This is a genomic window from Mesorhizobium sp. B2-8-9, from assembly GCF_006439475.1.
In the GTDB taxonomy this organism is placed as follows: Bacteria; Pseudomonadota; Alphaproteobacteria; order Rhizobiales; family Rhizobiaceae; genus Mesorhizobium.
The window spans coordinates 38,932-52,186 of record NZ_VFTQ01000012.1; the positions used below are offsets into that span (position 1 = coordinate 38,932).

Consider the following 13,255-nt stretch of genomic DNA (forward strand, 5'->3'; position numbering starts at 1 on the left):
GGTTCCCCGCGACGACCCCGTGAGGCGTCAGCCCAACGATCGCGTCCAAACTCTCTTTGCTCAGGAGGTGGACGCTATGCCGTCAACAACCGCAATCACCGTTCCGCAGCTTTCCCGTCTCGTCGGCTTGCCCGATGCGCCTTGCCTGGTCGATGTGCGCATCGACGAGGACTATGAAGCCGATCCGCGCCTGTTGCCGACGTCATGCCGGCGCGATTTCAGGACTGTCTCAAGCTGGGCGTCGGAATTTTCGGGACGCAAAGTCGTCGTGATCTGCCAGAGGGGGCAGAAACTCTCGCAAGGCGTTGCCGCGTGGCTGCGCCACGAAGATATTCCGGCGGAATCGCTGGAAGGCGGCTTCGAGGCCTGGGTCGCCGCCAGGGCGCCGTTGGTCAGCGCCGGTGCGATCCCGCTCCGTGACGAGAAGGGCCGCACCGTATGGGTCACGCGTTCGCGGCCGAAGGTCGACCGCATCGCTTGTCCCTGGCTGATCCGCCGCTTCGTCGATCCCGAGGCGGTTTTCCTGTTCGTCGATCCAGCCGAGGTGCCTCTTGTGGCCGATCGCTTCGCAGCGGTTCCCTTCGACATAGAGGGCGTGTTCTGGAGCCATCGTGGGGATCGCTGCACTTTCGATACGATGATCGGGGAATTCGGCCTGCGCGTCGAAGCGCTCGATCGCCTGGCGCTGATCGTGCGCGGCGCCGATACGGCGCGCCTCGACCTCGTGCCGCAGGCGGCCGGGTTCCTCGCCGCCTCGCTCGGCCTCTCGCGCATGTTCCGCGACGACCTCGAGCAGCTCGAAGCCGGCATGCTCCTCTATGACGCCTTCTTTCGCTGGTGCCGCGATGCCGCGGACGAGACGCACAACTGGCCGGCAGGAGGCAAGGCGTAATGACCGTACTCGCCAAGAACGACGCCGCGCCGCTGGTCGATGTCCCGACCGTGCCGAGTTTTCGCGAGGCGACGCGGCTGTGGGCAAAGATCGGCCTGCTGTCCTTCGGCGGGCCGGCCGGGCAGATCGCGCTGATGCACAAGGAACTGGTCGAGGAGCGCCGCTGGATCGGCGAGGAGCGGTTCCTGCACGCGCTCAACTACTGCATGCTCCTGCCCGGGCCCGAGGCGCAGCAGCTTGCCGTCTATATCGGCTGGCTGCTGCATCGGACGGCAGGCGGCCTCGTCGCCGGCAGCCTGTTCGTGCTGCCGGGCGCGCTGGTCATGCTGGGCTTGAGCAGCTTCTACATGATCTACAACGATGCACCGGTCGTCGAGGCGCTGTTCTTCGGCGTCAAGGCGGCGGTGCTTGCCGTCGTCGTCGAAGCCGTGATCCGCATCGGCAAGCGGGCGCTGAAGAACCGGGCCATGATCGTGATCGCGGTGGCGGCCTTCCTCGCCATCTATGTCGCCAGAGTGCCGTTCCCGCTGATCGTGCTCGCGGCAGGCCTCATCGGCTGGATCGGCAATCGGTTTGCGCCACGGCTGTTTTCCGGCTCGGCACACGGCAAGGGCAGCGTCGCCGACATCAAAGGCGTGGTCGACCTGATGTTCGAGCGCGGTGAGCTCGGCCACACCGTGCCGACCAGATGGCATGCGGCCCGCACCATCGCCATCTGGCTGCCGCTCTGGCTGGGGCCTGTAGCATTGGTCGCCTTGCTGGCGGGGCCGGGTAGCGTGTGGACGCAGATCGGCGGCTTCTTCAGCCTGATGGCCGTGGTCACATTCGGTGGCGCCTATGCAGTTCTCGCCTATGTGGCACAGGCGGCGGTGACCTCGTTCGGCTGGCTTTCGCCTGGACAGATGGTCGACGGGCTGGGGCTTGCCGAAACGACGCCCGGGCCGCTGATCCTGGTGCTGCAATTCGTCGGCTTCGCCGCCGCCTATCGCCATGCCGGTGCAATCAATCCTTTGCTTGCCGGATCGCTCGGGTCGGCGCTGACGCTCTGGGCCACTTTCGTCCCGTGCTTCTTCTGGATATTTTTGGGCGCGCCCTACATCGAGCAGCTCAGGCAGAACAAGGCGCTGGCAGCGGCGCTGGGCGCGATCACAGCGGCAGTCGTCGGCGTGATCATGAACCTTGCATTGTGGTTCGCGCTGCATGTCGTCTTCGGCAAGGTCGCAAGCGTCGGCTGGGGTGTGGAGGTGCCGGTCCTGTCCTCGCTCGACTGGCGCGCCGCGCTGCTGTCGGCGGCGGCGATGGTCGCCATGTTCAGGCTGAAACTCGGCATGCTGCCGACGCTGGCGGGATCGGCGCTGGCGGGGCTTGCGCTGCAGGCGCTGTAGGCCCGCACGCCGTTCGATCAAGTTGGCGTTAACGAAAAAGCCGACCGGCCGGGAATAAACCGCGCGGTCTGCGGGTCTCCAGAGCATGCGCCATTTGTGCGCAACAGCAGGAGACCATCATGAAGCGGCGAGAAGACCAATACGCACGGGCTGAAGAGGGCGAAGGCGTCAGCCGCCGGCGTCCCCTGGAGCGGATGAGCCGGGCGCATCCGGTCCGGGCGATACCGCCCCGACGCCGGCCGTGATCCCTGCCGATCGCAACCATCGAGATCCACGACCATGACGGCGACCGCCCCGTTGCAGCCAGCGATGCGCCGTCCTCTTCCGAGGCACGCCTTGCTTCCGAGACACTTGACTCCGGTGACACCAATGCCTTCTCCTCCCTCGAAGCAGGCGCCATCGCCTGCGGTCGCGATCTTCACCCACACGAGCAGGGACAGATCGTCGCCTCCCGCTGAGGGCGGCAAACCCATGGCGGGAGCGCCCGACGGCGGAACGGTGTTGAGCGAAAAGATGCTGGCAGCGCGTTTTGCCGAAGTGGTGCTGCCGCATCTTAGCGATGCGCTGTCGCTTGCCCGCTGGCTGACCGGCAATCAAGCCGACGCCGAGGATGTGGTGCAGGAGGCCTGCCTCAAGGCGCATGCGGGCATTGCCGGGTTCGCTGGGGGAAACCCCCGCGCATGGCTGCTCACCATCGTGCGCAACGCTTCCTACACATGGATGGCGCGCAACCGCCCGCGCAGCGTGGTCGCCGTCGGCGACCTCGCCGATCTCGACGACGTGTCGCCGCCGCCCGACACTGACACCGACAGCCCGGAGGCGGCGCTGATCGCCAAGGCCAATTCGGCGGCGGTGGAAGCGGCGATCGCCAGGCTGCCGCAAGCCTTCCGCGAAACACTTGTGCTGCGCGACATCAACGGTCTCAGCTACCGCGAGATCGCCGCCATGCTGGGCGTGCCGCAGGGCACGGTGATGTCGCGGCTGGCGAGAGCCCGCGGCCTCTTGATGACGGAACTTGGAGGGCGCCACCATGAGCCCGCATGAAAATCGCCCGCGTGAGGACGGATTGCCGCAAGACCCGCAGGACATGAAGCTGATGATCCACGCCCTTGTCGATGGCGAGCTCGATGCCGCAGCCGCTTTGGCGGTCGAGCGGCGGATGGCCGCCGATCCGGAGCTTGCCGCCGAACATGCGCGCCTGGTGGCGCTGCGCGGCGCTGTCGCCAATGTGCCGCGTCCGACCGTCAGCGACGATTTCCTGGCCCGCATTGCGGCCATCGCCGAGGTGAGGGGGGCCGGCGAAGTCGTCCAATCCACGGCCGTGAAGGCGCAGTCACAGCCGCAACAGCAGCAAGGCAATGTCGTCGAGTTGCGGCCGCGCGCGGCACGCTGGTTCGACTCCTTCGACTGGCGCCAGATGGCGGCCTCGATCGTGCTGACGGCGTTTCTGGCCAGCGGCGCGACGCAGTGGCTGGCGACGGCGGACAATGGGTCCGACAGCTTTGCCGTGGCCGTCGCCAACGGCCATCGCCGCAGCCTGCTCGCGGCGACCCCGGTCGACATCGTCTCGTCCGACCGCCACACGGTGAAGCCATGGCTCGACGGCCGCATCGGCGTCTCGCCGGCGGCGCCCGACATGGCCAAGGATGGTTACGCCCTGCTTGGCGGACGCGTCGAGGTGATCGGCGACAGGCCGATGCCGGCTCTGGTCTATCGTCACCACGAGCATCTGATCACGCTGGTGGCCGAACCCCGGCAGAACGACGCCAAATCCGTGCCGGTGGCGGACGATCTGTCGGCAGGTGGCTTCCTGCTGGTCCACTGGACCGACGATGCCTTCTCCTACTGGGCGATCTCGGATGCCGAACGCCCGGCGCTGGACGATTTCGTCGCCCGCTTCCGGGCGGCGATCATCGCCAATCCGGCGGCCGGTAGCCCGGGTTAGTGAACAAAACTTCTTTCGCCGCTATTTTTTTGAGGCCGATAACCCGTTTGGCGGGATGAGCGAAGGCAGATGCCTGTCCGTGCGAGATAATCGCGCCAAAGCACTTGCCCAGTTGCGCCGGCCCTTTGGCGCGCACGTAGATAAATCAAAGTCGACTTTGGTATGTTATACACGCTGCATTCTCGGGCGGATACGAGTCGATGGATCAGGAAAGACTTTTAGCCGCGGTCCTCTTGGCTGATGTCGTGGGCAGCACGCCGCTCTATGAGCGCATCGGCGACGATGCCGCTTTGCGGCAGGTCTCGGATTGCCTCGACGCGATACGCGAGATCGTCGCCCAACACGGCGGCGACTTCATTTACTCGAAGGGTGATGATGTGCTCAGCCTGTTCGAGAGCTCGGAGGCGGCGCTGATGGCGGTCTGCCAAATCAGCCATCAACTGTCGAAAAAGCCCTTGATCGCCCGGATCGGATTGCATTTCGGGGCGGTCATTCGCGCGCGGGACGCGGTATTCGGCGACGTTGTCAATGTCACCGCAAGGTTGTCCGCCACGGCCAACCCCGGGGAGGTCCTGATCAGCCAGAACTTCTTCGAAGCCCTTTCCGCGGGCAGCCGCAGTACCTTGCGGCTCCTCGACAAGATGGCCTTCAAGGGCAAGCAAGAACTCTTCGATGTCTATACGCTGCGAAGCGACAATGAGGCCCTCAGCACGCACATCGCCAACCGAGGTACCTTTGTCGATAGGCGCTCTGCCCCGCCGCCGCAGGTCAATCTGATCATCCATTATGGAGATCAGTCGCGATCCTGCCGAAACAACGAACTGGTGACGATCGGCCGATCTCCGGAATGCGATATCGTCGTCCAGCGGCCCTGGGTTTCAAGGCACCACGCGACCTTCACCATTTCGAATGGTAAAGCGCGCCTTCTCGAGCGAAGCTCGTCGGGCACATTTGTGTCGATGGGACCCGGCCATGAAGTGTTCATACGCCGCGAAGATATTCTTCTCTTCGGCTCCGGCGTCATCTCGCCCGGACGCAGATCGTCCCTCGGCGACGCCCAGATCCTTCACTACGAAATTATCTCAGGCTGACCCGGCCGGGCATTTGGCCACGATCAGTCCGATCCATAGAAAATTGTTCGGGGAGGAGCCCTCGAAAGGCGGATCGTTCCTTCTAAGACAAGCCAGAATCTATAAAAATTATAGAAATTAGATCCGGCGCCGGCTTCCGAGGAACGCGCATGCCCGATCCAACCGTTGTCGGTTTCTCCGGAACATATGGTTGACGCCGACCAGGCCGGCGTCGTGCGCGAGCCTGTTCTTCTGCGCCTGCGCCATTTCGCGGGTTCTCACCTTTCAGAGCCGACAAGTTTTAACTTCCTTACGGCGATCTCTCGCTTGCGACCCGGATATGCCGTTTCGCGCGATCCATCGGATCACGGATTGGAGTAACTGGAGACAGCTGCAGGGAAACGACGCTCCATGACATCAGCCAATATTCTGATCTGCGATTTTGTCGGGCTGCGCTTTGGCGCGGATGGCAATCCCGACCACAGCGAGGTCAAGGCCTATATCGAAGCCAAGGGTGGCGTGTTCCACCAGACAGGCATCGCCAAGGCCGGCGCCCTTGACCGCGGCAAGCTGCATTTCTTCTACCAACCTCAATTGAGCACGCGCGACGAATTGTTGGCCGAAGCGGGCGACGGCCGCTACGACGCCGTCATCGCCGCCGCGACGTTCATCCCAGCGGAGACCAGGTTCCGCCTCGGCGGCGTGCGCATCGGCGCCGGCACCGGCAATATGGGCTCGGCATCATGGGGCGGAGGCAGCGGGGAAGGGGGCGAAGCGCCGTTGATGAACGCGCCCGGCATCAACAGCCGCGCCACCGCGCAAATGGCCATGAAGGCGCTGCTGAAAGTCAGGCCGGATCTTCCCGTGGACAGGCTCAACACCCTGGTCGCCGGCGGGCAGTTCGATACCGGAAAAGATCTGCGGCATTATCCGACCGAGAAGCTCGAAGGCAAAAGGCTGGCGGTGATCGGCTACGGCAATATCGGCCGGGAATTCGCCAGGCTCGGCCAGGCCTTCGGCATGCGGGTCGCCATCCATGCGCGGCCCCGTCACCAAAAATGGATCGAGGCGGAAGGCTTCGACTATGCCGAGACCATGGAAGACGCCGCGCGCGGCGCCGACGCGCTTTCGGTCCACCTAGGCCTCGGTCCCTTCGATGCCGGCCAGCAGCGATACGCCAATGCCGGACTGATCGGAGATGAAGTCCTCTCCCTCCTCAACCACGGCGCGGTGCTCATCAACTACGATCGCGGCGAGCTGGTCGATGTGGCAGCACTGGAGCGCGCGCTGGCGTCAGGGCGCGTTTCCCATGCGGCGATCGATGCGGACCTGTTCAAGGACGGCAGCACGCTTTCGGGACCAATGCTGCCCTATCTCAGACTGGTCGAGGCCTATGGCCAGCGTCTGGAACTCCTCCCTCACGCCGCGGCCGACACCGACCACCCCTCCCGTGTCGCCGGCGCCAAGCAGGCTGTCGACCAGATCTACGCCGCCATCGTCGAGCATCGCGTCCACAATCTGAAAGGATCGCTGCCTCCGGGCTTTCTCGACATGGGAGCGAAAGTGCCGCCCGGCATCGGCGGCATTACATCTCGGCATTTGGCGGCGCTGGCCGCCGATCAGGCCGTGGCCGCCGATCTCGCCCGGTCGAGCGCCGTCGTCGCCGCGTTCTGGGAACGCGTCCTGGCTGCGCCCGAACAGGAAAGACCGGCGCTGATCGCTTCCGGAGGCGAGACATTCGCCGAGGCCGCGAACCGTCTCTCCACACTTATGCGCAGGCACCATCTTTCGGGGCCGTTCACTTCGCTCTGATGCCCACCGTCGTATACGGCCGGCACGCTTGCCTTCGGCAATTCCTGGTGGCGGAGCGATCCGGGCCACGCCGTGGTGGAAACCGGCGCGTCGGATCAAATGGCCCCCCGAAAGCTCTCGACCAGCCCGCAGGCTTGGCCGATTTCAGGTCGCGTGCGCTCATGCCTTAGGGCGCTGGATCAGAAGCCCTACCACCAGTGAGCCGATCCAGCCAACGAACAGCGACACGTAGAGCGAGAATCCGCCGCCACCCCAATAGATCAGCAGCGCAATAGCTGCGGCCATCATGGTTGGGACGATTAACCCGATCACTCGTTCTCGAACCGAAACAGGTCGCGTGCGCTTGGCGAGCCACTTATCCAAGTACGCAGCCTCTACGGATGTCAGTCCTTCGGCTTCGCCAGCCGTCGGTTTTCTATGTCGCATAAGTTGCCACCAACATGGCGCGACATGAAATTGCGCCGATCTGATATCCCAACCCCTTGATTTCGTTGGTGATCCCGACAGGAATCGAACCTGTGACCTACAGATTAGGAATTTGTCAGACGGCCTTTCCTGTTGTTTGCCAATGCCGGTCGTTCTACGATTGCTCGGCCGCTAACGTATTAAAGTTGTTGTAATTTTCGCACTGCGCGGCTATGGTAGCGTAGACAGACCAGCAGATACATCCAGATGCAACACGACGCAATTGCCGTACTAATCCCGTACTAATTTCATGACAGACCTTCGAATCGCCCTTACAGACCGCGCCGTCGCAAGTCTCCAGCCGGCGTCTTCGGGCCAATATTTTGCTCGGGACACCGACCTTCCGGGCTTCATGGTGCTCGTGGGCAAACGGAAAAAAACGTTCGTCGTCCAGGGTGATCGAATGAAGGCGGGCAAGCGTCTTTCCGTCCGGATGAAGGTTGCCGAAGTTGGAGACCTCACAACGCGCGCGGCGCGGGCGAAGGCCAAGGACATTCTCGGGAAGATCGCCAACGGTGTTGACCCCCGCGCGTCGACGCGCAAGCGGGATGGCGATGCTGAAGCGGTTGATCTGCCATCGATTGCAAACCCTACGCTGCGCATCGCCTGGGAACGCTATCGCGACGGGCATATGAAGAACAAAGGTCGCGGTGATGGAACGATCAACAACTATCGCGATCACATCGAGCGGCTGTTGGCCGATTGGCTTGACGAGCCGCTTTCCAAGTTGGGCAACGATCCTTCGCTTGTGACCGTGCGGCATGAGAAACTCACCAAGGAAAACGGCGCCTATATCGCCAATGGGTGCATGCGAACGCTGCGCGCCGTCTACAACCATGCTCGCAAGGCCGCCCGCACGCTGCCTGCGGACAACCCAGTCTCAGCCGTAGACTGGAATGCCGAGCATCGGCGCAATTCCGCGCTGGGCCTTTCGGATTTAGAGGAGTGGTTCACTCAACTCACGGCGTTGAAGAACCCTGTTCGGCGCGAATTGCATTTGTTCATGCTGCTCTCAGGCCATCGCCCTGAAGCGATCAGGAAGGCGCGGGTCGAGCATGTCGATTTTCATGTCCGTGTCTTGCACATTCCCCGGCCGAAGGGTGGTGAGGTCAAAGCCTTCGACATCCCTCTTTCGAACGCCATGATCCGCTGTCTCGTTCGAGTGCTGCGCATCGGTCGGGCTCTCTATGGCGAGCAATCGCGTGAATGGCTTTTCCCGGCTGATAGCGAAAGCGGTCACATCATCGAACACAAAGAGAAACGCAGCGATCTGTCGAAATGGGGGAATGACCTGCGGCAGACTTTCCGCACGATCGCCCAGGCCGCCTGCGTCGCGGAACTCGACGTTCACCTTTTGATGAACCACTCGATCCCGGGCGTTAACGCAGGCTACATCACACGCAACAAGCTGATGAGCGACCATCTGCGTCAGCAGCAGGAAGCCATCTCACGTCAGATACTCGGAGCTGGTCGGTCGCGAGGGAAGCACATGAACCCCCTCGTTTGCTGCTGGCCCGCACTTCCAAGTAGGCGCCTACTTTCTGATCTAATAAGCGGCAACGATTAGGCCAAGCTGCGGTTTCAGTATTTCCGCATTTCACTTCACTAGGCAGTGACGACGGACGTAAGACCGAGCCGCCCTGCCACCGTTACCCCCCCCTCGGGTGGCGCCGGCGATGATCCCGCCGACCGCTCAGCCGCGGAATTTCTCATTTGGTCCTCCTTTGCTGGCGATCGACGTGACCACCGAGACCGGTCGACCCCCACCTGTTCAGGAGTTCACCTTACATGGTACCCGCAGGACGCCGAGCCACATTCGAGCGCCTGGCGATCCCACTTCGCTGTCTCCACCACCGCCTCTTAGGTCAATTGCATAAACGCCATGAGGTGGCCCTCGGGCCCTACGGTGGTCCGCAGGACCTCGTATGGGAGCAGAAGCTCGCCCAGGGATCGCTCGAAGCGGACCGTGCTCGGCGCGACGGGCCGGTCGGAGAATCCGTGCGGTACCGAATAGGCGTAGGAATAGAACATCGGCTCGCCGCGCTGGCTCCCCGAGCCAGAACCTAGCCAAGGATACCTCGTGGCTATACGCCTCCTGCTTGCCGCATCGCTTGCAACGGGTCCGCCATGAACCTTCGCATTGCCTGACCGATACTTCCGTTTGATGGTCGAGCAGGCCACGGCGGCGCAATCTCCTCTGCAGACGCCGGATGGCCGTCCATGGAGGCACGTGCCAATCCACGGGAAGCCAGCGTCGGAGGCGGCCGATACGGCCGTGGGAAAGACGATCAACAGGAGACAAACATGAGCCTGCAGGACATTTCACACTCCGGTCGACCGGGAACCGACGAACTCGTTCCGTCGCGCTACGCGCTGAAGGTCGGCGAGATTGACGTGCTGGTTGTCAGCGATGGGATCCTACCAATTCCATCCCCGACTATCGCATACAACGTTGACCCGGCGGTCCGGGCAGCCTGGCTGGAGGACGAGTTCCTGTCGCCGGAGATGCTCGAGTGGCCGCTGAACGTGGTCGTGGTGCGCAGCGGCGGTCAGACCATACTCGTCGACGCTGGGCTAGGGGCGGACCCGGAATTGCACTTGCCGCGGGCCGGGCAGTTGATCCATCGACTGGAGGCCGCCGGCATCGATCTCGCATCAGTGACCGACGTGGTGCTGACCCACATGCACATGGACCACATTGGCGGGCTGCTCATCGACGGAGTGAAGGACCAGCTGAGTCCGGACCTGCGGATTCACGTGGCAGCAGCTGAGCTCAAGTTTTGGGAGTCGCCAGATTTCTCCCGGGTCTCGATGCCGCAGGGGTTCCCGGACGCGCTTCGGCGGGCAGCCAAGCAGTTCGTGAACGAGTACCGCAGCCAGCTGCGTCCGTTCGAGGAGGAGCACGAAGTGGCGCCGGGGGTAGTCGCCCGTCGCACCGGCGGCCACACCCCCGGGCACAGCGTGGTCCGCCTAGCGTCCGGCGGCGACCGGTTGACGTTCGCCGGGGACCTCGTGTTCCAGGTCGGGTTCGACCATCCCGACTGGCACAACGGCTTCGAACACGACCCCGAGGAGGCGGCCCGCGTCCGTGTCAGTCTTATGCGGGAGCTCGCGGCGAACCGCGAGCCGCTGGTAGCCACTCACCTGCCGTTCCCGTCCGTCTGCCATGTGGCGATCGACGGCGATGCCTTTCGCTGCGTACCGGCCGTCTGGGACTACTGACCGCCCGCCGGGTGAGGTCCGAACCAGCCTAAATAAGGTCGCCGTCGAGAACCATCGCGCTATGATCATCTGTTCATGCAATGTGTTGAGCGATCAGGATGTCCGCTCCGCCGTCGACGCGAAGCGGACGCGCTCGATCAGTCAGGTCTATGGCTGTCTCGGCTGCAGGCCCAAGTGCGGCCATTGCGCGCGCGCCATCCGCCGCCTCATGGACGAGGCGCTCGGCAGCGCGTGTGCATCCTGTAACGGCTGCGCGCGGTCCTCCGAATCCTGACGCGGCCGCCGCCACCCGGCCTTCTGGGAATAACGCTGCCGAAATGGAGCAACCATGACAGACTCCGCCCCCGCATCGACTTCGCCAACCTGCCCGCGCCAGCCGAGGGCATTCTGGTGACGTTGTTCATCACCGTGCGCAGGGTCGCCCGGTCCCGGGACTTCTACTCGCGCGTCCTAGGGGGCACCGTCGTCCTGGACGAGAACCCGTGCATGGTCAAGCTGTCCAATTCGTGGATCATCATGAACCCCGGCGGGCCGCCTACCGGCGACAAGCCGGGCATCTCAGTGGTCGACTACCAGCCCGGTAACAACACCTCGATCTTCCTGAACTTGCGGGTCGCTGACATCCAAGCCTGCTATGAGGAATGGAAGGCAAAGGGGGCGGAGTTTGTCACGCCCCCCATCGATCGTGGAGCAGAGATCCGCTGCTACATGCGTGACCCGGACGGCTACCTCATCGAGGTCGGCCAGTCCACCGGACTGCCGCACGGCAAGCTCGCCGTGAAGCGCCCGGAGGACCTATCTGGCTGAACGCTGTCACCGGCCGGCAACTCCGGTCGGCAACCCACCATCCGCCAACCTGGCGCGCTTACGGGTTCGATCAGTCAGGTCTATGGCTGTCTCAGCTGCAGGCCCAAGTGTGGCCGTTGCGTGCGCACCATCCGCCGCCTCATGGACGAGGCGATCGACAGCGCGTGTGCGGCATCCTGCAGCGGCCGCGCGCGGTCCTCCAATCCTGACTCGGCCGCCGCCGGGCGGCTTTCTGGAAGTACGGAGCGCTTGTCAGGTCAGGGCCGAACAAGAACGACGACATAAGTTTGAACAACTGGTCGAGCGGCAGGGGTTCGCGGAATTGACGAAATGCACCACGGCGCTGTCGCACTGCAAAGTGCGCGGGGGTTCGATTCGATTGAGCGCCACCGTCTTCCCCGCACTCGTGAACCCTGCGATGTTTTCTATAGTGTTGGGCGTGATGACCTGTTTCGGTGCGGCAAAGCGCTGTGGGAACGGGAAAGTCTGACCCGAAGCGGACGCACGTATTCCACGACGCGAAAGGCAGCTTTGCGCCGCATCTTGGTGAGGAGTTCAATTTTGGCGTTGGCCGAAGCGGCCCTCTCTGCCGAACTCGCTGCTGAATGCGGCCTTCTAACCGCTCCCTGACGGCTTGTCGGTTGGCTAGCATGAGACACCGTCCCTTTGCTGACAAGTGTCCCCAATCTACGGGTGAATCTATCCTAGACCTTCGCATCAGATAACAGATGCTTCCGTTCGATAGTCTGGACCTGTAGCTCCGATGCATTGTCTGGAGCGAAGACAACTGAAGCGATGGGCCTTTGGCCGCTCGATCAGACAATCCTGAAACACGAACGAGGAGGTTCATTATGAAGATCGTGGTTATAGGTGGCACCGGGCTGATCGGCTCGAAAGCAGTCGAGAGGCTGCGTAGGAAGGGTCATGAAGTATTCGCAGCGTCACCGAACGGCGGCGTCAATACGATTACCGGCGAAGGCCTCGCCGAAGTGCTCACCGGAGCGCAGACCGTCATCGACCTGGCGAATTCGCCTTCCTTCGAGGACAAGGCCGTTCTGGAGTTCTTCGAGACCTCCGGCCGGAACTTGCTCGCGGCAGAAAAGGTGGCAGGCGTGAAGCACCACATCGCGCTTTCGATCGTGGGCGCCGAGCGTCTGCCTGACAGCGGCTATATGCGCGCCAAGATGGCTCAGGAAAAGCTCATCCGAGGTTCCGGCATTCCCTACACCATTGTCCACTCCACGCAGTTTTTCGAGTTTCTGGGCGGCATCGCCCAGTCAGGAACGGTCGGGGACACCACAACAATTTCGAGTGCCTATTTTCAGCCAATCGCATCCGACGACGTCGCGGACATCATGACCGATGTTGCGCTCTCGCCGCCGGTCAACGGCGTCATCGAGATCGCGGGCCCGGAGCCGGTCCGCATGAGCGATCTGGTCGCACGGTTCCTGAAGGCTGCGAACGATCCGCGCAAGGTAACCGCGGATCCCCACGCGCGATATTTTGGCACAGAGCTGGACGACCGCTCACTTGTGCCAAGCAGCAACCATCCGCGGCTCGGTACAACGCGCTTCGAAGACTGGTTCAGCCACTCTCGTCCCAGCGGGCATTGATACTCGGCCTGGGCGCCGCGCGGGCCAGGATCGAACGAGAGTGA

At 63.1% G+C, this 13,255-nt stretch carries 12 protein-coding genes; 11 read left to right on the forward strand and 1 reads right to left on the reverse strand.

Going from position 1 to position 13,255, the window contains the following annotated elements; translation table 11 throughout:
• Positions 1-76: 76 nt before the first annotated feature.
• From FJ423_RS16125 to FJ423_RS16150, 6 genes are all read left to right on the forward strand, one after another.
• On the forward strand, positions 77-892 hold the full coding sequence (locus FJ423_RS16125) for a sulfurtransferase/chromate resistance protein (protein WP_140842973.1): 816 nt from the start codon (positions 77-79) through the stop codon (positions 890-892).
• Entirely contained in the window at positions 892-2,277 is a 1,386-nt protein-coding gene (gene chrA, locus FJ423_RS16130; RefSeq protein ID WP_140842975.1) for a chromate efflux transporter, read from the forward strand. The genes FJ423_RS16125 and chrA overlap by 1 nt, the downstream gene beginning before the upstream one ends.
• Before the next feature lie 471 nt (positions 2,278-2,748).
• The gene (locus tag FJ423_RS16135; protein ID WP_140842977.1) at positions 2,749-3,321 is read left to right on the forward strand and encodes a sigma-70 family RNA polymerase sigma factor; all 573 of its coding nucleotides are present in this window, start codon (positions 2,749-2,751) and stop codon (positions 3,319-3,321) included.
• Positions 3,308-4,222, forward strand: coding sequence for an anti-sigma factor (locus tag FJ423_RS16140; RefSeq protein ID WP_140842979.1), 915 nt, complete (start codon positions 3,308-3,310; stop codon positions 4,220-4,222). Before FJ423_RS16135 ends, FJ423_RS16140 begins: the two co-directional genes overlap by 14 nt.
• Positions 4,223-4,422: 200 nt before the next feature.
• Positions 4,423-5,313, forward strand: coding sequence for an adenylate/guanylate cyclase domain-containing protein (locus tag FJ423_RS16145; protein ID WP_140842981.1), 891 nt, complete (start codon positions 4,423-4,425; stop codon positions 5,311-5,313).
• A gap of 390 nt (positions 5,314-5,703) precedes the next feature.
• On the forward strand, positions 5,704-7,104 hold the full coding sequence (locus tag FJ423_RS16150; RefSeq protein ID WP_140842983.1) for an NAD(P)-dependent oxidoreductase: 1,401 nt from the start codon (positions 5,704-5,706) through the stop codon (positions 7,102-7,104).
• A 159-nt stretch (positions 7,105-7,263) separates the two neighbouring features.
• Here FJ423_RS16150 and FJ423_RS16155 read toward each other — a convergent pair whose 3' ends face one another.
• The gene (locus FJ423_RS16155) at positions 7,264-7,467 is read right to left on the reverse strand and encodes a hypothetical protein (protein WP_140842985.1); all 204 of its coding nucleotides are present in this window, start codon (positions 7,465-7,467) and stop codon (positions 7,264-7,266) included.
• Between the two features lie 352 nt (positions 7,468-7,819).
• On the opposite strand from FJ423_RS16155, the gene FJ423_RS16160 reads away from it, so the two are divergent.
• From FJ423_RS16160 to FJ423_RS16185, 5 genes are all read left to right on the forward strand, one after another.
• A complete protein-coding gene (locus FJ423_RS16160) occupies positions 7,820-9,136 on the forward strand; it encodes an integrase family protein (RefSeq protein WP_140842987.1) in 1,317 nt (438 codons plus the stop codon).
• Positions 9,137-9,873: 737 nt separating this feature from the next.
• A complete protein-coding gene (locus FJ423_RS16165; protein ID WP_181174807.1) occupies positions 9,874-10,791 on the forward strand; it encodes an MBL fold metallo-hydrolase in 918 nt (305 codons plus the stop codon).
• Between the two features lie 61 nt (positions 10,792-10,852).
• A complete protein-coding gene (locus tag FJ423_RS16170) occupies positions 10,853-11,065 on the forward strand; it encodes a (2Fe-2S)-binding protein (RefSeq protein WP_140842992.1) in 213 nt (70 codons plus the stop codon).
• A gap of 116 nt (positions 11,066-11,181) precedes the next feature.
• Positions 11,182-11,598: a VOC family protein gene (locus FJ423_RS16175; RefSeq protein ID WP_210239562.1), complete on the forward strand. Its 417-nt coding sequence runs from the start codon at positions 11,182-11,184 to the stop codon at positions 11,596-11,598.
• Between the two features lie 851 nt (positions 11,599-12,449).
• Entirely contained in the window at positions 12,450-13,211 is a 762-nt protein-coding gene (locus FJ423_RS16185) for an SDR family oxidoreductase (protein WP_140842996.1), read from the forward strand.
• Positions 13,212-13,255: the final 44 nt, after the last annotated feature.